The organism is Janthinobacterium sp. TB1-E2, from assembly GCF_036885605.1.
GTDB lineage: Bacteria > Pseudomonadota > Gammaproteobacteria > Burkholderiales > Burkholderiaceae_D > Janthinobacterium > Janthinobacterium aestuarii.
In genome coordinates, this window is record NZ_CP142523.1 from 1,637,284 (window position 1) to 1,662,509 (window position 25,226).

General features: G+C 62.2%; 27 protein-coding genes. 13 read left to right on the forward strand and 14 right to left on the reverse strand.

The features are described from left to right. Position 1: 1 nt before the first annotated feature. A complete protein-coding gene (locus OPV09_RS07295) occupies positions 2-616 on the reverse strand; it encodes a LemA family protein (RefSeq protein WP_034759964.1) in 615 nt (204 codons plus the stop codon). Between the two features lie 157 nt (positions 617-773). Here OPV09_RS07295 and pyrF point away from each other — a divergent pair, with 157 nt between their 5' ends. After that, on the forward strand, positions 774-1,598 hold the full coding sequence (gene pyrF, locus OPV09_RS07300) for an orotidine-5'-phosphate decarboxylase (protein WP_338680987.1): 825 nt from the start codon (positions 774-776) through the stop codon (positions 1,596-1,598). A 133-nt stretch (positions 1,599-1,731) separates the two neighbouring features. Here pyrF and sbcB read toward each other — a convergent pair whose 3' ends face one another. After that, entirely contained in the window at positions 1,732-3,180 is a 1,449-nt protein-coding gene (sbcB, locus tag OPV09_RS07305; RefSeq protein ID WP_338680988.1) for an exodeoxyribonuclease I, read from the reverse strand. A 153-nt stretch (positions 3,181-3,333) separates the two neighbouring features. Here sbcB and OPV09_RS07310 point away from each other — a divergent pair, with 153 nt between their 5' ends. Further along, positions 3,334-3,963 carry a DUF5610 domain-containing protein gene (locus tag OPV09_RS07310; protein WP_338680989.1) on the forward strand — a complete coding sequence of 210 codons (630 nt, stop codon included), beginning with the start codon at positions 3,334-3,336 and terminating at the stop codon, positions 3,961-3,963. A 1-nt stretch (position 3,964) separates the two neighbouring features. On the opposite strand, the gene OPV09_RS07315 is transcribed toward OPV09_RS07310, so the two are convergent. The 5 genes from OPV09_RS07315 to OPV09_RS07335 form a co-directional block, all read right to left on the reverse strand. Further along, entirely contained in the window at positions 3,965-4,930 is a 966-nt protein-coding gene (locus tag OPV09_RS07315; protein ID WP_034760367.1) for a GGDEF domain-containing protein, read from the reverse strand. Positions 4,931-5,191: 261 nt separating this feature from the next. After that, complete coding sequence (locus OPV09_RS07320) at positions 5,192-5,569, reverse strand: HPF/RaiA family ribosome-associated protein (RefSeq protein WP_034781728.1); 378 nt, start codon at positions 5,567-5,569, stop codon at positions 5,192-5,194. Positions 5,570-5,754: 185 nt separating this feature from the next. Continuing rightward, positions 5,755-6,420, reverse strand: coding sequence for a DUF1345 domain-containing protein (locus OPV09_RS07325; RefSeq protein WP_219329545.1), 666 nt, complete (start codon positions 6,418-6,420; stop codon positions 5,755-5,757). Positions 6,421-6,460: 40 nt separating this feature from the next. Beyond that, the gene (locus OPV09_RS07330) at positions 6,461-7,732 is read right to left on the reverse strand and encodes an MFS transporter (RefSeq protein WP_034759952.1); all 1,272 of its coding nucleotides are present in this window, start codon (positions 7,730-7,732) and stop codon (positions 6,461-6,463) included. A gap of 83 nt (positions 7,733-7,815) precedes the next feature. Beyond that, on the reverse strand, positions 7,816-8,841 hold the full coding sequence (locus OPV09_RS07335; protein WP_338680990.1) for a CDP-6-deoxy-delta-3,4-glucoseen reductase: 1,026 nt from the start codon (positions 8,839-8,841) through the stop codon (positions 7,816-7,818). Positions 8,842-8,853: 12 nt separating this feature from the next. Here OPV09_RS07335 and OPV09_RS07340 point away from each other — a divergent pair, with 12 nt between their 5' ends. From OPV09_RS07340 to OPV09_RS07355, 4 genes are all read left to right on the forward strand, one after another. After that, entirely contained in the window at positions 8,854-9,771 is a 918-nt protein-coding gene (locus OPV09_RS07340) for an SDR family oxidoreductase (RefSeq protein ID WP_338680991.1), read from the forward strand. A gap of 83 nt (positions 9,772-9,854) precedes the next feature. Further along, complete coding sequence (locus OPV09_RS07345) at positions 9,855-10,115, forward strand: hypothetical protein (protein WP_338680992.1); 261 nt, start codon at positions 9,855-9,857, stop codon at positions 10,113-10,115. A 179-nt stretch (positions 10,116-10,294) separates the two neighbouring features. After that, positions 10,295-10,564, forward strand: a complete 270-nt coding sequence (locus OPV09_RS07350) for a hypothetical protein (RefSeq protein ID WP_338680993.1) — start codon at positions 10,295-10,297, stop codon at positions 10,562-10,564. A 242-nt stretch (positions 10,565-10,806) separates the two neighbouring features. Next, the gene (locus tag OPV09_RS07355; protein WP_029496207.1) at positions 10,807-11,046 is read left to right on the forward strand and encodes a hypothetical protein; all 240 of its coding nucleotides are present in this window, start codon (positions 10,807-10,809) and stop codon (positions 11,044-11,046) included. An 87-nt stretch (positions 11,047-11,133) separates the two neighbouring features. Here OPV09_RS07355 and OPV09_RS07360 read toward each other — a convergent pair whose 3' ends face one another. The 3 genes from OPV09_RS07360 to OPV09_RS07370 form a co-directional block, all read right to left on the reverse strand. After that, positions 11,134-11,820, reverse strand: a complete 687-nt coding sequence (locus OPV09_RS07360; protein ID WP_338680996.1) for a hypothetical protein — start codon at positions 11,818-11,820, stop codon at positions 11,134-11,136. 188 nt (positions 11,821-12,008) lie between these two features. Further along, a complete protein-coding gene (locus tag OPV09_RS07365; RefSeq protein ID WP_338680998.1) occupies positions 12,009-13,856 on the reverse strand; it encodes a CHASE domain-containing protein in 1,848 nt (615 codons plus the stop codon). 199 nt (positions 13,857-14,055) lie between these two features. Continuing rightward, positions 14,056-15,822, reverse strand: coding sequence for a glutamine--tRNA ligase/YqeY domain fusion protein (locus tag OPV09_RS07370; RefSeq protein ID WP_338680999.1), 1,767 nt, complete (start codon positions 15,820-15,822; stop codon positions 14,056-14,058). 161 nt (positions 15,823-15,983) lie between these two features. Here OPV09_RS07370 and OPV09_RS07375 point away from each other — a divergent pair, with 161 nt between their 5' ends. The 4 genes from OPV09_RS07375 to OPV09_RS07390 all read left to right on the forward strand — a co-directional run bounded on the left by OPV09_RS07375 (position 15,984) and on the right by OPV09_RS07390 (position 18,553). Continuing rightward, entirely contained in the window at positions 15,984-16,277 is a 294-nt protein-coding gene (locus OPV09_RS07375) for a DnaJ domain-containing protein (protein WP_010395442.1), read from the forward strand. Between the two features lie 93 nt (positions 16,278-16,370). Next, positions 16,371-16,883: a hypothetical protein gene (locus OPV09_RS07380; protein WP_100875866.1), complete on the forward strand. Its 513-nt coding sequence runs from the start codon at positions 16,371-16,373 to the stop codon at positions 16,881-16,883. After that, positions 16,873-17,661 carry a hypothetical protein gene (locus tag OPV09_RS07385; protein ID WP_046685338.1) on the forward strand — a complete coding sequence of 263 codons (789 nt, stop codon included), beginning with the start codon at positions 16,873-16,875 and terminating at the stop codon, positions 17,659-17,661. The genes OPV09_RS07380 and OPV09_RS07385 overlap by 11 nt, the downstream gene beginning before the upstream one ends. A gap of 19 nt (positions 17,662-17,680) precedes the next feature. After that, positions 17,681-18,553, forward strand: a complete 873-nt coding sequence (locus OPV09_RS07390) for a hypothetical protein (RefSeq protein WP_338681002.1) — start codon at positions 17,681-17,683, stop codon at positions 18,551-18,553. 169 nt (positions 18,554-18,722) lie between these two features. On the opposite strand, the gene OPV09_RS07395 is transcribed toward OPV09_RS07390, so the two are convergent. Then, positions 18,723-19,625 carry a LysR substrate-binding domain-containing protein gene (locus OPV09_RS07395; RefSeq protein WP_338681003.1) on the reverse strand — a complete coding sequence of 301 codons (903 nt, stop codon included), beginning with the start codon at positions 19,623-19,625 and terminating at the stop codon, positions 18,723-18,725. 107 nt (positions 19,626-19,732) lie between these two features. Here OPV09_RS07395 and OPV09_RS07400 point away from each other — a divergent pair, with 107 nt between their 5' ends. Then, complete coding sequence (locus OPV09_RS07400; RefSeq protein ID WP_338681004.1) at positions 19,733-21,007, forward strand: MFS transporter; 1,275 nt, start codon at positions 19,733-19,735, stop codon at positions 21,005-21,007. 6 nt (positions 21,008-21,013) lie between these two features. Here OPV09_RS07400 and OPV09_RS07405 read toward each other — a convergent pair whose 3' ends face one another. Continuing rightward, positions 21,014-21,658 (reverse strand): hypothetical protein, encoded by a 645-nt coding sequence (locus tag OPV09_RS07405; RefSeq protein WP_338681005.1) that lies wholly within the window; start codon positions 21,656-21,658, stop codon positions 21,014-21,016. A 173-nt stretch (positions 21,659-21,831) separates the two neighbouring features. Between OPV09_RS07405 and OPV09_RS07410 the strand changes: the two genes are divergently transcribed. After that, positions 21,832-22,158 (forward strand): hypothetical protein, encoded by a 327-nt coding sequence (locus OPV09_RS07410; RefSeq protein WP_034759909.1) that lies wholly within the window; start codon positions 21,832-21,834, stop codon positions 22,156-22,158. A 29-nt stretch (positions 22,159-22,187) separates the two neighbouring features. Here the strand turns inward: OPV09_RS07410 and OPV09_RS07415 are convergent, their stop codons facing one another. Together OPV09_RS07415 and OPV09_RS07420 are read right to left on the reverse strand one after the other, a co-directional pair. Further along, positions 22,188-23,078 carry a LytTR family DNA-binding domain-containing protein gene (locus tag OPV09_RS07415; protein WP_338681006.1) on the reverse strand — a complete coding sequence of 297 codons (891 nt, stop codon included), beginning with the start codon at positions 23,076-23,078 and terminating at the stop codon, positions 22,188-22,190. Next, complete coding sequence (locus tag OPV09_RS07420) at positions 23,075-24,190, reverse strand: sensor histidine kinase (protein WP_338681008.1); 1,116 nt, start codon at positions 24,188-24,190, stop codon at positions 23,075-23,077. The genes OPV09_RS07415 and OPV09_RS07420 overlap by 4 nt, the downstream gene beginning before the upstream one ends. A 197-nt stretch (positions 24,191-24,387) precedes the next feature. Between OPV09_RS07420 and ugpQ the strand changes: the two genes are divergently transcribed. Next, positions 24,388-25,131 (forward strand): glycerophosphodiester phosphodiesterase, encoded by a 744-nt coding sequence (ugpQ, locus tag OPV09_RS07425; RefSeq protein WP_338681009.1) that lies wholly within the window; start codon positions 24,388-24,390, stop codon positions 25,129-25,131. The last annotated feature ends 95 nt before the right edge of the window (positions 25,132-25,226 follow it).

A 25,226-nucleotide genomic window follows, 5' to 3' on the forward strand; every position in this document is an offset into this window, starting at 1 on the left:
CTTATTTGCCAAAGTTGACGGTCGGTGCGGTCGAGATGGCTTTTTCGTTTTCCACCGTGAACGATGGCTTGACCTTGTAGCCGAAGACCATGGCCGTCAGGTTGTTCGGGAAGCTGCGCGCATGCACGTTGTAATCCTGCACGGCAACGATGTAGCGCTGGCGCGCCACGGTGATGCGGTTTTCCGTGCCTTCCAGCTGCGACTGCAAATCGCGGAAGCTCGTATCGGCCTTCAGGTCAGGGTATTTTTCGGACACCACCATCAGGCGCGACAGGGCCGACGACAGCTGCCCTTGTACTTGCTGGAATTTTTCGAACGCGGCCGGGTCGTTCAGCACTTCGGGCGTGATCTGGAAGCTGGTGGCGGCGGCGCGCGCCTTGGTCACCGCTTCCAGGGTTTCGCGTTCGTGCGTGGCATAGCCCTTGACGGTGTTGACCAGGTTGGGGATCAGGTCGGCGCGGCGCTGGTACTGGTTGACCACTTCGCCCCAAGCGGCCTTGGTGGCTTCGTCCTTGCTCTGGAAGTCGTTGTAGCCGCAGCCCGTCAGGATGCCGGCCAGGACGGTGACGCTCAGCGCCAGGCGCAGCCATTTTGTGAATTGATTGGTGATTTGCATGATGGGTTCCGTGCAGAGTAAAGGAGGTGAGGCAAATATACCTGAAACAGCCCGCAATGTCGGTTTAATAAGCGCTGGCCGCCGCCCCTGCCTGCCTTCCCGGGTCCATGCCGCGTTACAATACGGGGTTTGCAACTGAATATAGAGAAGGTGTGCCGTGAATTTCATCAATAAATTATCCGCCGCGTGGACGGCCAATAATTCCCTGCTGTGCGTAGGCCTGGACCCGGACCTGGCGAAACTGCCGGCCGACCTGCGCGACTTGCCTGATGGAATCACCACCTTTTGCACGCGCATCATCGACGCCACGGCCGACCTGGCCTGCGCCTTCAAGCCGCAGATCGCGTATTTTGCCGCGCTGGGCGCGGAAAAGCAGCTGGAAGACATCTGCCGCTACGTGCGCGAGAACTACCCGCACATCCCGCTGATCCTCGACGCGAAACGGGGCGACATCGGCGCGACAGCCACGCAATACGCGCGCGAAGCGTTCGAGCGCTACGGCGCCGACGCCGTCACCGTGAATCCCTACATGGGCGAAGATTCGCTAGACCCCTACCTGGCGTGGAAAGACCGCGGCGTGATCATCCTGTGCCGCACTTCGAACCCGGGCGGCTCGGACCTGCAATTTCTGAATACGGACGGCGAACCGCTGTACCAGCGCGTGGCGCGCCTGGTGGCCGACAAATGGAACAAGAATGGCCAGTGCGCGCTCGTCGTCGGCGCCACTTTCCCTGAAGAACTGGCGCAAGTGCGCGCCATCGTCGGCGATATGCCGCTGCTGGTGCCCGGCATCGGCGCCCAGGGCGGCGACATCGCCGCCACCGTCGGCGCGGGCCAGACGGCGAACGGCATGGGCATGATGATCAGCTCGTCGCGCGCCATCATCTACGCCACGCCGCAAGCGGGCGAAGATTTTGCCGACGCGGCCCGCCGCGTGGCCATTGAAACGCGCGATGCGATCAATCAACATCGTTCGGTTTAAGCACCATCCATCAAAAATGTAGGTCGGGTTAGGCCAGCGGCCGTAACCCGACAACACCGGTAACGTCAACAATGTTGTCGGATTACGCGGGCCTTCTGCCCGCTAATCCGACCTACCCGGCTCGCGCCCTCTTTCAGTCGCGCATGGGCGCCACCATCTCCGCGTAATCGTAGAGTTCTCCCAGAATTTCCTCGCCCCGCTCATCCACCGATTCCGACAGCACGTCGATTTCCGTAAACAGCATTTCGATGGTGCGGGCGCCGCCGTCGCCGTCGAACAGGCGGGCGGCGCGGTGCTGTTCCCAGCGCAGGCTTTCCGCTTCGCTCAGGGTTTGCGGGAAATTGCGGGCGCGGTAGCGGAACAGCAATTCCTGCAGGCGTTCGTCGGCAAACGAGGGGCGGGCCGTGGCCAGCTTGGCCGGCGTTTCGCGGCGCAAGGATTCGAGCAGGCGGCGGTCGTCGTTGCTGACGAAACCGTTATACAGATCCTCATCCACGTCCAGCGCCACGTTCGCGCCAGGGCGCTGGAATACTTCGGCCCAGATGGCATCCATGTTCGGCGCCGTCGCGGCGAATTGCGCGTTGACCTTCGCGGCATCCACGTCGATGCCCCATTGCGCGGCCATGGCCGGCGACAAGGTTTTCAGGTTGCCGACCAGCATGGGCGACTTGTTCAGATGCACGCTTTTCACGGGCAGGCGCGTCATGCCTTCGGGCATGGCGTCCTTGCGCGTGAACAGCCGCGTGCGGATGGTGTCGGCGTCCAGCTGGAACAGTTCACGCGGGTCGTAAGCGCAATCCCAGACGAGGATCTCGTTCTTGTTGCTCGGGTGCGTGGCCAGCGGCCAGACGACGCCCACGCAGCCCCGTTCGGCGGGGAACATGCCCGACACGTGCAGGAAAGGCTGGCGCTCGCCGGCGGCCAAGTGCATGCCCATTTCGCTGGCGACCCGGTCCTTCTTGTGCAGCGCCAGGCAGAATTCGAACAGTTTCGGCTGTTTCTGCTTGATCAGGCGCGCCAGGGCGATGGTGGCGCGCACGTCCGACAACGCATCGTGCGCCGCTTCGTGGGCCAGGCCGTTGGCCTTGCTCAAGTGTTCCAATTTAAAACTGGTCTGGCCATCGTCGCGCTTGGGCCATTGAATGCCTTCCGGGCGCAGCGCGTGCGTCATGCGCACGACGTCGAGGATGTCCCAGCGGCCGCAATGGTTCTTCCATTCGCGCGCGTACGGGTCGATCAGGTTGCGCCAGAACAGGAAACGCGTGACTTCATCGTCGAAACGGATGGTGTTGTAGCCCACGCCGATGGTGCCCGGCTCCGAAAAGGCCGCTTCGATGGTGGCGGCGAACTGGTGTTCGGGCACGCCCAGCTGCAGACACTGCTGCGGCGTGATGCCCGTGATCAGGCACGATTGCGGGTCTGGCAGGAAATCATTGGCTGGCTGGCAATACAGCATGATCGGCTCGCCGATCTCGTTGAGTTCGGCATCCGTGCGGATGGCGGCAAACTGGGCCGGGCGGTCGCGGCGCGGCTGGGCGCCAAAGGTTTCGTAGTCGTGCCAAAGAAAGGTCTGGTTAGTCATTGATGGTCATTACTTGGTTGCTTGATTGGTTATCCGGGCCGTAAACGCGCCGCTGCTACAGTTTTCTGAAAACCTGCCGATACTACACGAGAGGATGGTCATCATCGCGTTTCCCGCATGGTGGCATACATTGCCCGTTCAAGGAGGTCTATCGTGTCAATTCCCATCGCCGCAGGCGGCAATTCCAACCCTTCCGTGACTTCCGTCAGTACGGGCGTTGCCGGCAAGGACGAGAAAGTCCAGCAAAAGGACGGCATCAACGCTGAAATGAGCGTCAACGACCGCACGAAGCTGCAATTGAACGCCTCCATCATGCAGGCGTCGCTGAACGTGTCGATCGGTTCCGAGAACGAGCCGCTGGCGCTGCTGTACAAGACGGCCATCACCAACATCAATGAAGCGCTGAAGGGCCAGTACGGCGACGATGCGATCCAGAACGCGGCGTCGCAGGATAATAGCGCCGAAGCGACGGCGAGCCGCATTGTATCGCTGTCGACCGGGTTTTTTGACGCCTTCAAGAAACAGAATCCCGACCTGGATGACGATGCGGCTCTGACAAAATTCATGGATACCATCAGCGGCGGCATGGAAAAAGGCTTCAAGGAAGCGCGCGATATCCTGGAAGGCTTGAAAGTGCTGGGTGGTGATATCGCCGGCAATATCGACAAGACGTATGAACTGGTGCAGAAGGGCTATGCGGATTTCATCGCCGCGCACAGCAGCAAGAAGGATGACGCTGTGAAGCCGGATGCGACCAAGCCGGCCGACAGCAAGGCTGCCTGAGCTATAGCATGACCCGGTTGCGTCCGCCTGCCTTCGCGCGGTAGAGCGCCGCGTCGGCCGTCGCGATCAGCGCATGGTCGTCCTGTTCGGCCGCCAGGCTGGACACGCCAAACGAGCCCGTAATGTGCGGCAGCGCGCTGCGCATGTCGGCGAAGATGACGGCTTGCTGCATGCGTTCGCACAGGCGTTCGGCGACCCGCAGGGCCACGTGTTCATTGGTATCGGGCAAGATCACCATCATTTCCTCGCCACCGTAGCGCACGGCGAAATCCGTGGGCCGCAGGGCCGCGCCCAGCACTTGCGCGGCGATGCGCAGCGCCTGGTCGCCCGCCTGGTGGCCGTGCGTGTCGTTGAAGCGCTTGAAATGGTCGAGGTCTATCATCACCAGCGACAGCGGCGAGCCGCTGGCGTGGGCCGTGACGATCATGTTCGGCAGTAAATCCGTCAGCCAGGCGCGGTTGTACAGGCCCGTCAGGCTGTCGACCATCGACAGCTGGCGGTAGAACTCGCCCAGTTTCTGCCGGCGGCGCAGCAAGGCGTTGGCGGCGCGGATGCGGAAAGACAGCAGCCGCAGCAGGTTGCGCGCCAGGCCGTTCGATTGCTCGATCAATTCCCAGACGACAGCCGCGTCGATCACCAGCAAGTCGGTTTCTTCCAAGGCGGAAATAGCGGCCAGGTTGCTCGCTTCATCGAGCACCGATTGTTCGCCCACGCTTTCGCCGGGCAAGACCTTGCTGACGGTGCCGTCATCCATGCCCGTGTGGATGTCGGCGGCCACGGCCAGCGAACCGCGCAGGACGATGTACAGGCAAGTACCCTGTGTGTCGGCAATGGCTTCGCCCGCTTCGAGGCGCATGACGGGGCAGGGCGCCAGCATGGCGGCCGTCTGGCTATCCGCCCCATCGCGAAATAGCTGTAAATCGCCGATGTTGCAGCCTGAAGCGCCGAAGTTGCCGATCTGTTCCACAATCACACTTTCAAAAAGCCGGCGCGCGCGAGCAGAGGGCCGGTAGCTTCATGATAGCGTAAAGCGGCCTTGGCTGTAACGCCAAAGGCTTGCTTGATGTCACTTACTGTGAGAAATACGACAATTATTTCATTGCGGTGTTAATACGCCGGAATGCTTGCTGTTCTGCTATGGATATTGTTGCGCAGGAAGGCGGGTCCAGATGTGCAAAGGCAGCCTTGAACGGCTGCCTCAGTCTCTGGAAATCCTGCAGGTGGGGAATTACTCGGCGGTTTCTTCCGCTTCGGCCGTATCGATCACGGCATTCTTGCCGGTGGCGTGGCGCTTGCTGTCTTGCAGGCGGCCCAGGGCGCTATCGATGGCGCGTTTCAGTTTGTCGGTGGCGCCGGCAACGGATTGATGCACGGTGGCGTTCTGTTCGGTCACGGCAATCGGTTGATAGCCAGCAACGCGTGCTTCCATGACGCAGCGGATATCGTCGGCGCCGCCTTTCGGGCCATTCGTGTCGCTGATGTGGACTTCGATGCGGGTCAGGTTGTCGCGGAAGCGGTTCAGTGCGCTTTCAAGTACGGATTGCACATGTTCGTTCAGTCCAGCGGTGTTGGCGATGGTGCTGTCGGTATGAATATTGATTTGCATATGCTTACTCCTGTCAATTCAAAAAAAACCCATCTCAGGCGTGCTGCGGCCTGGTTGCTGCCCCATGCACATGACCTCTGTGCATGGAACTTATCTTACTCCTCTTTCCAGTATTTCAAGAGGGTGCGCACGATTAAGATGAGCTTAACCCTTCAGCCAGGTCAAGTTTCCACTACGAAATTATTTCAACCATTGATCAGACCGGCGGCGATATTGATTGACAGCCCCAGCACGACCAGGTTGAAGAAAAAGCTCAGCACGGATTGCCCCAGCACGATTTGCCGCATCATGCGCGTCTGCACGGAAACGTCCGACGTCTGCACGGCCACGGCGATGGTGAAGGCGAAATACAGAAAATCCCAGTAGTCGGGGTTTTGCTCGCCGTCGGGAAACTTCAGGGGGCGCAGTGCGGGATCGGCCTGGTAATACAGGTGGGCGTAGTGGAAGCAGAACAGGGTGCCGACGAGGAACCAGGAGCCGACCAGGGTGAGGATCGTCAAGCCGTAGTGCAGTGCGCGCTCGTCCGGCGCCAGGTCTTTCATTGAAGACAGCTGCGAGACGATGGCCACCAGGCTCATCACGGATGCGACGGACAGGGCCGACAAGACTGTTGCCGCCCGCTCGTCCTGGCGCGCCGCCATCATTTTCACACGGTGGTGGTTGGCGCGCATCATCATCCAGGCCATCGTCGCCAGGTAGAACCAGACGGCCACGTTCCACGCCGTCAGCAACCGCGTCATCTGTTGCCACGATGCGGGCAGCAGCAGGCCGGCTGCCACGCCGATGGCCGTGGCCAGGCTCAGGTGGGGGCGGCTGCGGATGAAGCTGCGGAACGGAAGCGTGATTTTCATGGTGCCAGGATGCATCTGTTGGGATAGCGCATCTTAGCGCTTAAGTTGCCGCCGTGGTGGCCGTCCTGGCGGCCGCTTCCTTCTCGTGGTGGGGGAAGCGATCCATGCGCGACAGCACGGGGAACAGCACGGCCCAGATGCCCGTCACGGCCAGGGTGGCGGCGCCGCCGAAGAGCACGGCGCGCACGAGGCCGAACCAGCCGGCTGTGAGGCCCGACTCGAATTCGCCCAGCTCGTTCGAGGCGCCGATGAAGACGGCGTTCACGGCGCTGACCCGGCCGCGGATTTCGTCGGGCGTCTCGAACTGCACCAGCAGGTGGCGGATGTAGACGCTGACCATGTCGCCGGCACCCATCAGGAACAGCGCCGCCAGCGCCAGCGGGAAATAGCTGGTGCTGCCCAGCACCAGCGTGCCCAGGCCGAAGACGGCCACGCCGCCGAACATCCACGCGCCCACGCGGCGCGTGATGGGAAAGATGGCCAGCGCGATCGAGCACAGGGCCGCGCCGGCGCCGGGCGCCGTGCGCAGCAGGCCCAGGCCGCTGGGGCCGATATGCAGCACGTCGTGCGCGAGCGCCGGCAGCAGGGCCGTGGCGCCGCCGAACAGCACGGCAAACAGGTCGAGTGAAATGGCGCCCAGCACGATGGGTTTCGACCAGACGAAACGCAAGCCTTCGAGCAGGGTATGCCAGCTGACGGGTTCGCGCTTGACCACCTGCGGCGCGGGCGTGGTGGCGCGCATCAGCAGGACGGACACGACCAGCAGCGCGGACGAGATCAAATACACGACCTTGGGGCCGAAGTAATACAGCAAGCCGCCCAGGGTGGGCCCCAGGATGATGGCCACGTGCGAGCTCGACGAGCTGAGCGCGACGGCGCGGCTGAAGTGTTGCGTGGGCACCATGTTCACCAGCACGGCTTGCGTGGCCGGCATCATGAAGGCGCGCGCGCTGCCGAACAGCACCAGCACGGCAAACACGGGCCAGACGATGGAAAGTCCGCTCAGCGTGAACGCCAGCAGGGCCAGCGCGCAAGCGAGCTGCGCCGCCAGGCACCAGGCGATGATGTTGCGGCGGTTATAGCGGTCGGCCACATGGCCTGCCGGCAAAATCAATACGAGGAAGGGGGCGAATTGCGCCAGGCCGATCAAGCCCAGGTCGAACAGGCTGCCCGTGATCTGGTACACCTGCCAGCCGATGGCCACGCTTTGCATCTGCACGGCCACCGTGCCCAGCACGCGGGCGGAAAGATAGAAGGCGAAGTTGCGGTGACGCAGGATGCTGAAGCCGTTGCCGGCAGAGGCGAGAGACATGAAATTTCCAGGAAGCAGCGGGGTAGAGCGGTGGTGGCAGCGGGCGCCGCACCAGCCGCGCCCCGCTGTCTGGACGGTGACGCTTACTTGGCCAGGTCGGCTTCCGTGGTGAAGGCGTCCGCGTAGAACTCGTCGGCTGGCAACTGGCACAGTTGCACGAAATCGCGGTTGGCCGACTCGACGACGATCGGCGCGCCGCAGGCATACACCTGATACGGGGACATGTCGGGCAAGTCCGCGATAACGGCCTGGTGCACGAAGCCCGTGCGGCCTTCCCACGCGTCTTCCGGCAGGGCGTCCGATACGACGGGCACATAGGTGAACTGCGGCAAGTCGGTGGCCCACTGGCGGCACAGCGCGTCCATGTACAGGTCGTGCGGACGGCGACCGCCCCAGTACAGGGTGATCGGACGCGGGGATTGCTCGTCGATCATGTGCTCGACGATGGCTTTCAGCGGGGCAAAGCCCGTGCCCGAGGCCAGCAGCACGACGGGCTTGTCGGAATCTTCGCGCAGGAAGAAGGTGCCCATCGGGCCTTCGAAGCGCAGGATATCGCGCTCCTTCATGGTGCCAAATACCTGGTCCGTGAACAGGCCGCCCGGCATGTGGCGGATGTGCAGGCTCACGGGACCGCCTTCGACGGGCGCGCTGGCCATGCTGTAGCTGCGGCGCTTGTTGTCGCGCAACATGATTTCGATATACTGTCCGGCGCGGTAGTTGAGGCGCTCGCTGGCTGGCAACTGCAGGGTCAGCACGACGACGTCGGGCGCGACTTTTTCGATGGTGGTCACGCGCGACGGCATTTTCTTGATCGGGTAATCGCTGCTGCCCGCCACTTCGCGCGCCTGCACCACGAGGTCGCCCTGGGGCACGGCGCAGCACAGCAGCGAGTAGCCGGCTGCCGCTTCATCTTCCGTCAGGGAGCGGGGCTGATATGGCTTATGCTGTACATTGCCGGACACGATCTTGCCCTTGCAGGAGCTGCAGGCGCCACTCTTGCAGCTGTATGGCAGGCCGACGCCGGCGCGTATCGCCGCCGACAGGACGGTTTCGTCCGCTTCACAGCTGAATTGGTGGCCGCTGGGCTGAACAGTAATTTGAAAAGTCATACAATCCTTGAGATGAAAAATATGTTAATGCACTCTTTGCGCAAGCCGTCAGGCTTGCCGCGCCTGCTGATCCTCGGCTGCGGCGACGTCGGCATGCGCTTGCTGCCCCTGCTGCGCGCGCGCTTTCGCGTCTTTGCCGTCACCAGCCAGCCGGCGCGCTGCGCGCAGTTGCGGGAAGCCGGCGCCGTGCCCATCGTGGCCAACCTCGACGACCGCGCCAGCCTGAAACGGCTGGCGGGACTGGCGACGATGATCGTGCACCTGGCACCGCCCATGTCGTCGGGCTTGCTGGACCGGCGCACGCGCAATCTGGCCGCCATTTTACCCGAGCATGCACGCATGGTGTATGTGAGCACCAGCGGCGTGTATGGCGATTGCGCTGGCGCCTGGGTCGATGAAACGCGCACGACGGCGCCGGCGAATGCGCGCGCGAAGCGGCGCGTGGACGCCGAACAGGTCTTGCGCGGCTGGGGGGCGCGCCGCGGCGCCACGGTGGCCATCCTGCGCGTGCCCGGCATCTATGCGGACGACCGCCTGCCTTTGAAGCGCTTGCGCGAAGGCACGCCGGCCCTGGCTGCGGATGACGATGTGTACACCAACCATATCCATGCCGACGACCTGGCGCGCATCATCGAGCGGGCCTTGTGGCGGGGCAAGTCGGGACGCGTGTATCACGCCAGCGATGACAGCGAACTTAAAATGGCCGAGTATTTCGATGCCGTGGCCGACACGTTTGGCCTGCCGCGCCCGCCGCGCCTGCCCCGCGCCGAGCTGCGGCAAGTGGTCACGCCGATGTTGCTGTCGTTCATGTCCGAATCGCGCCGCTTGCACAATACGCGCATCAAGCGCGAGCTGGGCGTGCGCCTGCGCTACGCGCGCGTGGCCGATGCCTTGCGGGCGTTGTCCGCCGATGGTGCCGGCATCGGGTAAAATGGCCGGTTATCTGCGCACTTTGCTGGGCCGGCGCGCAGCGCGCCGTTCCCGCGCGGCGCCACTCACTTAAGGAATACAGCATGAGCACCCTCACTTACGAAGAATACCTGGACGAGGTCACCACCGTCCTGACGGAACTGTACGACCTCGACGACGAAGCCGCCATCAAACTGGTCGTGGCGGCGCAGGACGCCGAATTTTTCGTCCCGCACGATGCGCATGAAGAGATGCGTACCGTCGAGCAAGCCAAGAAAGATGCGGTCGCCCTGTTCGAGCGCAAGCAGAACCGCCAGCAAACGCAGGAAAAACAGCAACAGCGCGTGCGCCAGCAAAAGAAATAAGACGGAAGCAGGCCCTGGGGCAGTGCGGGCTCCGGCGCAACACCGGGGCCGTGCCATTTGATGCAGCGCAAACGCGTCATGGCGCGCTGGCGATATGGTGAGCAATGTCGTCACGCGTCTGGGCTCTTGTGGCGGGCTCCACACAGTGCGACGCTGTTTCCCGTCAGCAGGAGCGAGCCATGCGAGCTACGAGTCACCCCAGCAAGGAGCAGGTGCGCGCCTATATGCGGCGCCGCGAACATGCGCTGCAACCCCCACCACCGCCCGATGAAATTCGCCGGCAACTGGCCTGGTGCCGCGCGGACGATTTCCCATGCACTTGCCCGCTTGCCACCCCGGCCGGCGTGGCCGCGCAAGGCTGGCATTTATCCGCAGAAATGGCCCGCCTGGGCACCCTCATGGCCATAGCCTGGCTCATGCATAGCGGTGTTGCTCATCGTAAAAATTGATGACGTGCAGCAAATTTTTCCGATTTGAGTTATCCTCTAGCACATTCCAAGTGCGTCAATTCTCTTCAATTATCACAATTTTGCTTTAAGTTACGCAAAAATCAACAATAGCGTGTATTATATTGTTTGTGGCGTAAAAGCCGCATAAGTGATGGCGCTTTTTAGTGTGTTTACCATGAATTAGTGCAGAAGAGACATTCTGTTTTTTCTTGCTCTAATACAACAAGTACGGATTTTTGATCATGTCTCTCAAACAAATTACCTCTTTGCCTACCTACAACCCGAATCGCGTCCTCGATGCGATCATCGACAAGCTGCAACTGAAAAACGATGCCGCCTTGTCGCGAGCTCTGGAAGTGGCGCCACCTGTTATCAGCAAGATTCGTCACAACACCTTGCCGATCGGCGCCACGATCCTCATCCGCATGCATGAAATCAGCGATTTCAGCATTCGTGAACTGCGCGAGTTGATGGCTGCCTAAGAGCGCCTGACAGACGGCAAACTGAGAGGTGCCGTCTGGGTAAGTCAGGCTTGCCGCGTGCGGCAGCCACATCTGTTTTCCGCTTTTCTATTGCGGATCGCGGTTCAATACCGGACGATCGACATAGAAGCGCCCCATTTCCAGGCCAGTCGAAGACGATTTGACCACCGCTGCGGCCAGAGAGGCGGGCGCGCTGGAAAATGCGGTGCTGGCAGCCCCGGTCGCGCGGCCCGAATACGCCGTCGCCTGCACCGCCGCACTGGAAAACGCCGTTTGCACAGCCCGGCCCGAGTAGGCCGTTGCCTGTACCGCCGCACTGGAAAATGCTGTTTGGACAGCCCGTCCCGAATACGCCGCCTGTACGGCGCGACCCGAATACGCCGTCTCCGCGCGAATATAATCTTCTCCGAACGTTTGCTCATACAGCTGCTTCATGCGCTCGCCCACGCGATGGTGCGCCGCTTCGTCGTCTTCGCCGCGCAGGCCGATGTAGGGGAAGTGATGGAGGAAGTAACCAAACACCTGTTCGCAGTCGGCCGCATATTTCAGGGTGTCGAGAATGTGGTAGTGCCAGAAGGTATCGACGTCCATCAGTGGCGCCGTTTCTTCTTCCGGAAACTGTTTCATCAGGATCAGGAAGCGGCGGTATTCGAATTCCACCGCATTTGCCTTTTCCAGGCTCCATCCTTCGCCTGACTCGCGGTGCATCAGCTTGACCTTGATCGCGTCCAAATTCAAATCGGCAATTGCCTTGAAACTGTCGTTCGTATCCATGAATGTCCTTTTGTAAAGAGCGTTGTGGGAAATACGGTGAAACAAGGGAAAGCGGCGGGTGCGTACTCCTGGCAAGTAGTCGAGGAATGCCTGGCCCATGGCGGGCGGGCGCTGAGTTGTTCCACATCAATATTGCATCTAATTACGAAATATGCAAGCTGAGCTTGCTTCATGCGGGCGCGCGCCTGTCAGTTGCTGGCCCGGCTTTCTTCCTGGTAGGGAAACGCGGTGGCGTCCGCGCCCAGTGGTACGCTGACGTGCACGCTCATGCCGGCGCCGGGACTGCTTTCGATGTAAAAAGTGCCGCCTAGCAACTTAATGCGCTCCTCAATGCCTACGAGGCCAAACGAGCCCAGCTTGTTGCGCCCGTCGATGGCCGCGCCCACGCCGTTGTCGCTGATGCTCATCGACACCGTATCGCGGCACTTTTCCAGCTTGACTTGCACGCGGCTGGCATGGGCATGCTGGGAAATGTTGCTGAGCGACTCTTGCAGGATGCGGAACAGGGCCGTCGCGCACTGGTCGCTGAGGCAAATGTCGTCATGGCTTTCGCTCACTTCGCAGACGATGCCCGTGCGCTGGCGAAATTGCGCCACCTGCCATTCGACGGCCGCATTCACGCCCAGGTCCAGTACGGTAGGGCGCAAGTCGTTGATGATCTGCCGCACGCTCTTGATGGTGGCGTCGATCTGTTCCAGGGTCGAGCGGGCGCGGGCATTCAGGCGCGGGTGGCGGCGATGCGTGCGCGAGGCCAGCATGTCGGCGTCGATGCGCAGCACCAGCAGGTTCTGTCCCAGGTCGTCATGGATTTCGCGCGCGATGCGCTTGCGCTCTTCTTCCTTGATCTGGTCGGCGTGGGCCGCCAGGCGGCGCAGTTTCTGATGCGACAGCTGCAGACGGATCTGGCTGGCGCGCAATTCCTCCGTCATGCCGTTCGCCATCTGGATGGCGCGCCGGCGCGACGACGCCAGGGTGTGGAACAGCATGTACAGCAACATGGTGCTGGCAAAGCCTATCAGCAGGGCCAGCCAGGGTAAAAAGACGTCGAAGCGCGTATACAGGTCGCTCTTGCGCACGCTGAACAGTGCTTGCCACACGCGGCTATTATGTTCGATCAGCATCGTGCTGCTCAGGTAGCGGCCGGAATTGCCGGGCAGCCACCATGGCGCATGCATGCCCGCCGTCGTGCTGTCGAAGATGGGGCGCATGTCGTGCGGTAAGTCTAGCGGTGCGCGCGCCTGCGGGCCGATATCGAACAGGGTCAGACGGACGTTGCGTACCGGCATGTCCGCCAGCGCGCTGCGCATCATCGTCACCAGGTCGTAGCCGATGCCGACGGAACCCTGGTACGCCGCGCGCCGCTGCCCCACCGTATCGACCGGCATGCCAAAACGGTACACGGGCAGGCGCATGGCCATGCCCGTCAATTGGGGGCGGCCTTGCATCGGCACGGGCACGCCGGAATTGCTGATGTGGCCGGAATCGCGCGACTGCGCCAGCATTTCGGCGATCAGGGGGCGCGAGGCGATGTCATAGCCATATTTTTCAGGGGCGCTGGCAATCGGTTCGATATACACCAGCACGGAATAGTGCGCGCGCGGGGTGGGCGGATGGATGGCAAACGCCGGATAGCCGTCGCGCCCGGGCGGATAGTCGCGCTGCATGGCCGCTTCGACGGCGGCGCGCTGCGTCTCGTCCAGTTCCTGGCTGTAATTGAGGTTCATCACCCCCGGGTAGTTCTGTTGCAGGGCGATGTTCGCCACGTAGCGATGAAATTGCTCACGGCTCACGTGTTCGTTGGCGTGGAACAGGCTGGCCGTGCCGCGCAGCAGGTTGGCATACGACTTGACGCGCGATTCGATGTTTTTCTGGGTATTGCGGGCCAGATTGTTGAATAGCTCGCTGGCATCGTTTTCGATCGACAGCGAGGCGGCCATATAGAACAGCAGGCCCACCATCGTCGACATCACGAAGCCGAGCAGCCACTGCGGCCTTTTTTCAGCAGATAAGGGGTGTTCGCCGGCAGTAGAAGACATCGCCATCCGCATCAGGAAGAGGAATCGGGTGCCGCCTGGGCGGCGGAGGCTAGGCTGCGTTGTACAAGCGCTATTAAAATTGCAAATTGCTCAATAGCTGCCTAATATACAAAATTATCGTTATTATAGTCAACAGGCAATATTTCTCGCTGAAACGAAAAAAACCGCCGCAGCGGTTTTTTTCGTGTGCCGTCAGCCTTTATTTGGCGGGCTGCCAGCTGTCTTTCAGCGTGACGATGCGGTTGAAGACGGGCTTGCCAGGCTGGCTGTCGACGCGGTCGGCCGCAAAATAACCGTGGCGCTCGAACTGGAAGCGTTCTTCCGGCTGGGCCAGTTCCGCGCCCGGCTCCAGCCACGCTTGCACCACTTCCTTGGCCAGCGGGTTCAAGGCCAGCTTGAAGTCCTTGCCGCCCGCGTCCGGCTGCGCGTCCGTAAACAGGCGGTCGTACAGGCGTACTTCGGCGGGAATCGCCGTCGGCGCGCTGACCCAGTGCATATTGCCCTTGACCTTGTAATTGGCGCTGCCTTCCGTGCCCGACTTGCTGTCCGGGAAGTAGGTGCAATGCACGGCGATGACTTTGCCGTTGTCATCCTTGTCGTAGCCCGTGCACTCGATCACGTAGCCGTAGCGCAGGCGCACGCGGCTGCCCGGCTTGTCGTCGATCGGCGGATACAAACGGAAATAGCCCTTGTTCGGCACTTCCATGAAGTCGTCTTCCTCGATCCACAACTCGCGCGAGATGGGGAAGGTGCGCAAGCCGCGCTCGGGGAAGTGCGGATGCACGGGCGCCGTGCATTCCACGCTTTCGCCTTCGGGGAAATTGTCGATGATCAGTTTCAACGGACGCAGCACGGCTACCGAGCGCGGCGCCTTCGGGTCCAGGTCTTCGCGCAAACAGCCTTCGAGCACGCTGTAATCGATCCAGCCGTCCGATTTCGTCACGCCCGTGCGTTCGCACATCAGCTGGATGGCTTCCGGCGTGTAGCCGCGGCGGCGCATGCCCACGAGGGTCGGCATGCGCGGGTCGTCCCAGCCATCGACGATGTTTTCTTCCACCAGCTGGCGCAGCTTGCGCTTGCTGGTGACGATGTAGGTCAGGTTCAGGCGCGAGAATTCGTACTGGTGCGGCACGGGCTTGGCGAAGAAGCCGCCGGCCGACAGGGTTTCCAGCAGCCAGTCGTAGAACGGGCGGTGATCCTGGAATTCCAGGGTGCAGATCGAATGCGTGATGTTTTCCAGCGCGTCCGAGATCGGGTGCGTGTAGTCGTACATCGGATAGATGCACCAGGCGTCGCCCGTGCGGTGGTGGTGCGCATGGCGGATGCGGTAGATGGCCGGGTCGCGCAAGTTCATGTTCGGCGAACTCATGGCATCTTCGCTCATCTTCGCGCGCAGGATGTGCTCGCCATCCTTGAATTCGCCCGCCTTCATGGCGCGGAACAGGGCCAGCGATTCGTCGCGCGGACGGTCGCGGAACGGCGAATTCTTGCCGGCCTGGCCGAAATTGCCGCGGTTGGCGGCCATGTCTTCGGCGCTCTGGCTGTCGACGTAGGCAAAGCCGGCCGTGATCAGGTACTCGGCCATCGCGTACAGCTGGTCGAAATAGTCGCTCGCGTAGTGCAGGTGGCTCTGGCCATCGGCCTGCTTCGGCTCCCAGTCAAAGCCCAGCCATTTCACGCTGTCCATGATGGTGTCGACGTATTCCTGCTCTTCCTTGGCCGGATTGGTGTCGTCGAAGCGCAGGTTGCACTGGCCGGCGTAATCGCGCGCCAGGCCGAAGTTGACGCAGATCGACTTGGCGTGGCCCACGTGCAGGTAGCCGTTCGGCTCGGGCGGGAAACGCGTGATCACCTGGGGCAGGCCGGGACGCACGTGGGCGCCGGCAGCCAGGTCGGCTTCGATGATGTTACGCAAGAAATTGGGCGCCAGCGCTGGCGCGGCGGTATTCGGTTTATCGTTGCTCATTGATCAATGCGGAAGAGTGACAGTAAAAAGCATTTTACCGTACCGCAAGCGCTTTATAAGCACGTATTTACCCCCATTTCCCGGCATACAAGCGACGCCGACGCCGTTCTATAGGATAATTCGCCTTTAATTAGTAGAAAAACGTGACCCCGGAGCCTTTTATGGAAAATTTATATAACGTCCTCGGTGTCGCGCCCAATGCCAGCGACGATGAAATCAAGAAGGTTTACCGTTCGCTGGCCATGCGCTTCCACCCCGACCGCAACCAGGCCCCCGGCGCCGAGGCGCGCTTCAAGAGCGTCACCAAGGCCTATGAAATCCTGGCCGACCCGGCCAAGCGCGCCGAATACGACCAGAGCGTGAACCACCGCATCATCATCGACCCGGAAGCGGAAGCGTATGCCTTGTGGTGCGGCGTGTTTCGTTTACATGGCACAGTATTACCTGCCGACTAAGCCGCTGCGGCCCGCTTCAGCCGGCCCGAATTACTTGAAAACAACAACAACGGCGCTTTTATCAGCGCCGCGCATTACATTGGAAAGCACAGCATGAGAAGAGTACACCCTGAATTCGCGTACCAGTCGCGCGAGCTGGAAGGCCAGATCGAAGGCATCCTCGGCGACCCGCCGAACCGCAAGAACTACAAGAGCATGGTCGATGCATTGGTCGGTGAATACGCGAGCGGCGGCGGCATTGAAGACGTGAACATGCTGGCCTTCGCGCTGGTCGACCACATCACCTTCAGCGACCCGAAAGGCTTGCTGGCCGAAAGCGAAGACTACGAGTTCGGCGACTCGGCCCGCGTGTTTTCCATGGCCGCCTGCGCCGCGCCGGAAGCGGCGAAGATGTACGCCGCCATCGAAGAGAGCTTCCCCGACCTGGCGCGCCAGGCCATCATCACGGCTTTCCTGCACAAGAATCCGCGCCTGTGGGACGACGACGACCAGTCGCTCGACCAGCTGGCCGCCAATGACGACGGCGACGACGATCACGACGAAGACGAAGCCACCGACGATTTCGCCCAGATGTTTGACCAGGATGGAGATGACCATGGCCGATAACACGGAACAAAAGAGCAATCTTCCCGCGCTGACGAAACAGGTCACGGAATTGGTGCTGTCCGGTTCGCTGGGCCACGCCGAGCAGGCGTTTGCCGACGCGGCCGACCAGTATGGCGACCTGGCCGTGGTGGAAGTGCTGAGCGCGATCCCGCCGCAGGTAACGGCCCTGCACCTGGCCGGCTTTGACGGCGGCAAGATGTCGCTGGCAACCTTGCTGGTGCCGCCGAAGGCGTGGGCCGACAGCCTGGCCTTCATCGCCGCCACGTGGAGCGACGACCAGATCGAGGACGATCCGGAACGCATCGCCGAAGCCCTGTTCGCGCACATCCACGGCGTGGTGTTTTCCACCGACGACGCCGAGCGCCGCCGCGAGCTGCTGCTCGAAGCGTCCGCCACCGACTGGGGCGCCACGGCGTTCGCCATCCTGTTCTCGATGGCACCGAAGGAAATCCTCGAAGTGGCCGGCGAGATCGTCATCAAGGGACCGTACGTGACGGGCGTGACCTCGTCCGACAACGACGTCGTGCCGCTGGCCATCGAACTGGCGCAAGCGAATGAAGACGGCTGGGACCGCTCGCTGTTCGAACTGTTCCCCGACTTCCGCCACAGCGCCGACCTGGCCGACGCGGAATACTCGGACGACCCGGACGAAGAGCCGACCATGTTGCAGCGGAGCACCAAGGAATTGCTGTACCGCTTGCGCAAGCAAGTGCCGAGCACGCGCAGCGCGCCGCGTTCCAGCACGCGCCGCAGCCTGGGCACGGGTATTTTCTCGTAATGAAAGCAGGGAACGTCTAATGCTGCCAGCAATTGTTGTAGAGAATCTTCCGCGCCTCGTGCGCGCCATCAAACTGTTGCCGGGCGACCCGCGCGAGGAAGCGGCCCTGAACCTGGCCGACGAATTGACGGGCATCACGGCCATGGTGGCCGAGAAGTTTACGAATGAACGCACGGCCGACGGCATCCAGAAAGCGCTGTACCTGACGGTGGGCGGCGTGTCCTTGGGCCTGGAACAGGCCGTCACGCATGAAGGCGACCAGGCCGCGCTCGATTTCCTCGTCGAGCACGGCGCCGAGCACGCGTTCCAGGTGGGCTTTCGCTTGATCAAGGAGTTGTCGCAGTTGCCCGAAGACGCCCTCGTCGGCGAATACGACCAGGACCCTGTCTACCTGCAGCGGCGCCTGCGCGAGCTGTTCATCGATATTTGCCAGGCTGACCCGAACCAGAACTGGGCCGGCTATGAAAAGTATGCAGTGCAGTTGCAACAGCGCAAGGAAGTGCAAGCCGTCGTGCGCCTGGCAAGCTGGCTGCGCCGCCACCATGACAACGGTCCCGTCAGCGACAGCGACTTGAATGCCGAGGGCGTCATCGCCCTGGCCATTATCTTCGCCATCGAAGGCGGCGGGCGCATCATCGCGCGCACGGGGCAGAAGGAGTTTGAACGCTTCGTGCGTTCCGTGCGCAAGAACAAGCCCGATTTCGAGGAGGGCTGGGCCGCCCTGGTGGCCAAGGTGCCTGTCCAGCACCATCCCGTGTTGCTCGACCGTATAGAGTCGTACCGCCGCAGCTGCACCGTCGTGCATAAAATCCTCACGCGGGCCAGCATGAAGAGCCTGTTCGAGGACCTGGAAAATTATGCGGGTTCGGAACTGGACGCCGATTATTCGTGACCGCTGGTGTCGGATTACGCCCTACGGGCTAATCCGACCTGCGACTTGACGCATGCGATTGTCGGATTACGGCCTGCGGCCTAATCCGACCTACGCCGACCTAATCCGACCTACGCCGACCTAATCCGACCTAATCCGACCTACGCCGACCTACGCCGGCCTCATCGGCCTATTCTTTCTCTTCCATGGCCGCTTCCTCGGCCAGTTTGACGAACGCCGCCACCAGCGGCGACGTCTCTTCTTCTCTTTGCGCCAGTAACAGGCTGGTCGTCGCCTGCGGGTCGGCGATGGGGCGGTAGCACACGCCATCCATGCGGATGCGGTCGAATGAGGCGGGCAGTACGGAAATGCCGCAGCCGGCCGCCACCAGGCCGATGATGGTCGACGCCTCGCCCGCTTCCTGCGCCACCTGGGGCACGAAGCCGACCGCCTTGCACAGGCGGAAGATCTGCGGATAAATCCCCGTGCCCGCATCCTTGGGATACATGACAAAACCTTCGCCCGCCATGTCGGCAATGGCGATGGCGTCCTTGGCCGCCAGCGCATGGGCGACAGGTAGCACGAGGAACAGCGGGTCCTGGCGCAGTTGCGTCAGCTTGATATCGGATGGATATGTCGTTTCCGGCGGGCGCACAAACCCTAGGTCCATTGTGCGGCCACTGATCGCTTCGAGCTGATGCAAGGTCGCCATTTCATGCAGGGTCAAGGTGACGTGCGGAAATTGCTGGCGGTAGCGGTTGATGACGGTGGCGAAATACGGCGTGAACGGCGTGGAAAAGGTAAAGCCGATGCGCAATTCGCCCGCTTCGCCCCGCTGGGCCCGGCGCGCCGTCACGGCCGCCTGCTCCGACAGGGCCAGGATGCGCCGCGCATCGTCGAGAAAAAGGCGGCCTGCTTCCGTCAGCCGCACGGAGCGCTTGTTGCGCTCGAACAACTGCGCGCCCAATTCCGCTTCCAGCGCCTGGATTTGTTGGCTCAGCGGCGGCTGGCCGATGTGCAGGCGCTCGGCCGCGCGCGTGAAGTGCAATTCCTCGGCGACGGCGACAAAGTAACGGAGGTGGCGCAGTTCCATATTTGTCCAGTAATCGTTTTAAAGTATGAGTTGGGCCTTGAATATATATTGGACGATATGAGTTGGCAATCCTAAGATGAAGACTCGCTCCTCTTTGAAACACGGCCATGTCTGATTCATCGCTTGCTTTTGCCCCCGCTGCCTCATCCGCCATTCCAGTTTCCCCTCCCGCTCCCCGCACGGCCATCGCCAAGGGTTCCATCGAATTCAAGCGCAGCAACCGCGCCCTGTTCTTTGGCGGCTTTTCCACCTTCAGCTTGCTGTACTGCATCCAGCCCCTGTTCCCCTTGCTGTCGCACCAGTTCCATCTGACGCCGGCGCAAAGCAGCTGGTCGCTCTCCGTGTCGAGCGGCTTGCTGGCCATCTCGCTGGTGCTGCTGAGCGCCGTGTCGGACCGTGTCGGCCGCAAACCGCTGATGGTGGCGTCGATGTTTTCCGCCGCGATACTCACGATTTTGTCCGCCTTCGCGCAGGATTATGCGCAGCTGCTGGCGATTCGCGCCGCGCTGGGCGTGGCCCTGGGCGGCATGCCGGCCGTGGCCATGGCTTACCTGGGCGAGGAAATCGAGGGCCCATCCCTGGGCCTGTCGATGGGGCTGTATATTGCCGGCAGCGCGTTTGGCGGCATGTCGGGACGGCTGGTGGCGTCCATGCTCAGCGATTTCCTGTCGTGGCGCTGGGCTCTGGGCGTGCTGGGCGTGGCCGGCGTGTTGGCGGCGGCGGAATTCTGGCGCAGCCTGCCCGCATCGAAAAATTTCGTGCCCAGTACAAAAGGCTGGAACGCCTTGCCGCACGCCATTCGCCAGCATTTTTCCGACCGGGGCTTGCCGTGGCTGTTTTGCCTCGCCTTCGTGCTGATGGGCTGTTTCGTCAGCCTGTATAACTACATCGGCTACCGCCTGCTGGCCGCGCCATTCGGCTTGCGCCAGAGCACGGTTGGCTTGCTGGCGTTTTTGTATCTGATCGGCATCTTCAGCTCCGTCTGGGCGGGGCGCCTGGTGGACCGCCTGGGGCGCCGGGGGGTGCTGTGGATCATGCTGTTGCTGATGCTGTCCGGCATTTTATTGACGCTGTTCGACTCGCTGCCGCTGATCGTCATCGGCATGGCGCTGGCCACCTTCGGCTTCTTTGCCTCGCACTCGATCGCCAGCAGCTGGGTCAGCCGCCGCGCCCGCGCGCCGCAGGCGCTGGCTTCAGCCTTCTACCTGCTGTTCTATTACCTGGGTTCGAGCCTGATCGGTTCCGCCTCGGGCATGATGTGGGGCTTCGACGGCTGGACGGGCGTGGTCATCATGCTGGGCCTGTGCCTGGGCGGCGGCGTGCTGATCGCCTTGCGCCTGCGCCATCTGCAGCCGCTGGGCGCGCGCGAAGCGGTGGGCTGAGTCCGACTATTTGGGGCACATGCCGATCATCGTTTCCCCCTGCTTGCCCGCGCGCGTGGTCACGCACAAGCTGCCCAGCGCGCTGGTGATTTTATACGTGCGGCTGCCCCTGGCCTCATTGGCACCGATTTCCTCGATCTTTGACGCCTCGTACCATTTCGGCGGCACGGCCGCGTAGGCTTCGGCAAAGCCCTGCTGCATGCGCTTGTAGCCCGTGTCGTCGAATTTCTCCCCACCCCGTTGCGGGAATTCTTTGCGTAAATCCTTGTCGATCTTGCCCACGTCGCGCTTGGCTTGCGCCAGGATATCGGCCGCGCTCGGTGGCGGGACGAGCGTGATCGCTTCCGGCGTTACTGGCGTTGGCGGCTGCTCGATGGCGGGAGCGGGCAGGGGGCGGCTGACGGGAACTGGCATTGGCAGGCGCGGCACTCTTGCTGCCGCTGGTTTTGGGCCGGGCAACGGTGCGGGTACGGGCTTGGGCGGCGCCGGGGCGGTGTAGCGCAGCCAAGTGATGGCCGGGCCCTGCGGCAGGTTCTCGTCCGTGACGGCGTGGGGCCGCGACTGCAAGACGATATACGCGAAGCCCAGGTGCAGCAGGACGATCAGCAGCAGGCCTGGAGCGCGGCGGGGCAGGGACGGCAACGAGGTCATGGGTGGCGTGATGGTTCAGGTACGCCAATGTATCTGAAGGATTTGATAATTATCTAAAATGTCACAAGCGCTTACAAAAAAGTGCCGCATGGAAATTTCGACCTTGTCGCGGCCAGCGGGGAACCCTGTGCCGGCTTGACGATCCAACTCCCTACACTGTAGGAGGACACATCATGATGCAGGTAAAGGAAGTGGCACGGCGCTTTGGCGCCATCGAACACGCGATCGGCCAGGCGGCCCAGCTGTGCGGCCAGCAGCAGGGCATGCCGATGGACTTGAAGGATTGTATCAACCAGCTGGACCAGCAAAAGAGCGCCGTGCGGCAAGCCATCGACACGCAAGACGATGCGCGCATCCGGCAAGCAGTCGATCAGATGGAATCGCTGGGCGACCGCGCCAAGCGGGCGTGCGGCACGGCGACCAGCGTGACGCCGGAAATGAAGAGCGCCGTGCTCAAGGTGCACGATGAGTTGTCTGACTTGAAGCACCAGATGCACTAGGCATTGGCTCTTGCGCGTCTTGTCTTGTCTTACATCTGGCGGAACAGATGCGCATATAAAGGGCTGACGCGCAGTTGCGCGGGGTGCTGGCGCAGGGTCAGCGACAGCTTGCCGGCTTCGTCACGCACGGCCGTGGCGATGGCGCTGGCGTTGACGATGGTGCCCCGGTGGATTTGCCAGAATTGTTGCGGGTCCAGCTGGGGCAGCAGCTCCTTCAGGCTCGTGCGTATCAGCGCTTCGCTGTCCTGGCACACGACATTGATGTATTTGTCCAGCGCTTCAAAATACACGATGTCGGCCAAGGCGATCATGCGCACGCTGTTGCCGACGGCCGCCCGTATCATCTGCAGGCGCGGCGCGGGCGGCAGCATGGCTTGCAACTGGCTCAGCAGGCGGGCCATGTTGTCGTCGCTGGCGGACTGGGCTGCCCGCGTTGCCGTGGCGGTCGTCGCTGGCGCTGAGGCTGCTGCTGTTGCTGTTACTGCAGCGTTGCCGCTGCCGTTGCCAACACCTTTGCCAACGCCGCTGTCGCGCAAGCGCTGCTGCAAGCGTTCCACCGTCTTGCCCAGGCGCGCATCGTTGACGGGTTTTAAGACGTAGTCGGCGGCCGCATGCTCGAAGGCGGCCAGCGCATATTCATCGTAGGCGGTCACAAACACGATGTGGGGGAACGCGATGCCGTCCGGCCATTGCTCTGCCAGTTCTTCGGCCGCTTCCAGGCCCGTCTTGCCTGGCATTTTGATGTCGAGAAAGAGGATGTCTGGCTGCAGCGCCAGGCCTTGCCGCAAGGCTTCCACGCCGTTGGGGCAGGTGGCAACAATATCGAGTTCCGGCCACAGCCGCTGCAAGGCGTGTGCGAGGGCGGCGGCGAGTATGGGTTCGTCTTCGGCGATCAGGGCGCGCGGGGTGGGGCTGGTCATGGCGTGGGGCTCGCGGTGGTGGAGTGAATCGGTAATTGAAGGCGGGCGATGACGCCTGCCGGCGTGTCGGCGTCCAGTGACAGGCTGGCGGTATCGCCATGCATGCCGCGCAGGCGTTCGCGGATATTCGCCACGCCCAGCTGCGTGCCTTTGGTCTGGCCCGGATGGTCGAGGCCCAGGCCATCGTCGCTGACGGTGAGCAGCAGCACGCCGCCATCCGTGGACGCCTGCACGTGGATGTGGCCGCCTTCGATCTTTGGTTCCAGGCCATGCTGGATGGCGTTTTCCACCAGCGGCTGCAACAGCATGGGCGGCACCTTGATTTGGCGCAAGGCTGCGGGCAAGTCCAGCGTAAAGCGCAGGCGCGCGCCCATGCGTATCGACATCAGGCCCAGGTAGGCTTGCATCAGGGAAAACTCCTGTTCCAGGGTGGTGGACTCGGCGCGCGAGGAAGAGAGGGTGGCGCGCAAGTACTGGATCAGCTGGTCGAGCAGCAACTGGGCGCGGTCGGGGTCAAAGCTGATCAGGCCCTGCAGGTTGGCCAAGGTGTTGAACAGCATGTGCGGTTCGATCTGCGCCTGTAGCAATTGTAGTTGCGCCTGCATGGCCTGGCGCGCCACGGATTCGGCGCGGGCTTTTTCCTCGGCAGCCGCCATTTGCAGGCGGGCAATCTTTTCTCGGCTGGAGAAAAACAGCACGGCGCCGCCCGTGGCCAGCAGGGTGAATACGAGTGTGCCCATCATTTGCGTGGGCAGCAGGTTTTCGAAGCCGCCCACGTCCACACCCGTCAGCCAGCCGAACAGGAGCAAACCCAGCATTTGCGCAACGGGCACGGACAGCAGGATGATGAGCATGAAGGGCAGGAATCTGGGCCGCTGGCCTGCACCCCATAATGTCAGGCGCATGCCGTCGATCAGCAGGAAGGCGATCGTGCCGATGCACATCGAGGCGACCAGGTTTTGTCCAAAATGGCTGCCTGGATTGAGCATGAACGTAATGACCAGCGCGCAGATCACGTTCAGCACCACCGCGTAGCGCGCGTCGAGCAGCATGCGGTAGTAGGGGAAGCGGCGCCTGGCGGGGGCTTCGGCGAAAGGGACGTCGGATTTCATGGAAGTGTCTGCTGGTAGCGATGGGGCATTGTGTGCCAGCGCAGGCCAGCGCGCAACCGGGCTGCGACGAAACGGGGCTGGCGGGGCGCCAATCGCTGCGGCGGGCCGTCAAACGGCGGCCGCTTTACTTTTCAGCATTGGCACGCGATAGTATGGCAAGACTGTCTTGCCTCCATAGAATTGCTTAAAGGAATCCCATGTGGCCCTATCCACGCACCCTCGCGCACCGCGGCGGCGGCATCCTGGCGCCTGAAAACACCCTGGCCGCCCTGCGCTGCGGCCTGGCCTACGGCTACCGTGCCGTGGAATTCGACGTCATGCTGGCGTCCGATGGCGTACCCGTCGTCGTGCACGATCCCGAACTGGGCCGCACCGTGGCCGGCAGCGGCCGTATCAATGACTACACGGCCGCGCAGCTGGGGACGATGGAGGCGGGTGCCTGGTTCGGCCCCGCATTCGCGGGCGAAGGCGTGCCTACTTTTGACGCCGTGGTGGCGTATTGCAAGGCGCAGCGCATCTGGATGAATATCGAAATCAAACCGGCGCCCGGCTTCGACGCGCAGACAGGGACGGTGGTGGCGCGCGCCACGCGCGACCACTTTGCACAGGAAATCGCCGCTGGCGAATTGCTGCCGCTGCTGTCGTCGTTCAGCATCGAAGCCTTGCAGGAGGCGCGCCAGGCGGCGCCGGAACTGGCGCGCGGCTGGCTGGTCGAACAGATACCTTCTGATTGGGCGAAAAAAGCAAAGGAACTGGACGTGGTGGCCATCCATTGCGACCACCAGCAACTGACGCCGGAACTGGCGCGAGAGGTCAAGGAGGCGGGATACGGGCTGTTCTGCTACACCGTCAACACACCCGAGCGGGCCAGCGAATTGCTGGCCTGGGGCGTGGATGGGTTTTGTACGGACAGGATAGATATTATTCCATCCATGGCGTAGGTCGGATTAGGCGCGCAGCGCCGTAATCCGACAACATTGTTGGCGCCGCTGGTGTTGTCGGCTTACCCGCTTGCGCGCTAAGCCGACCTACGTTT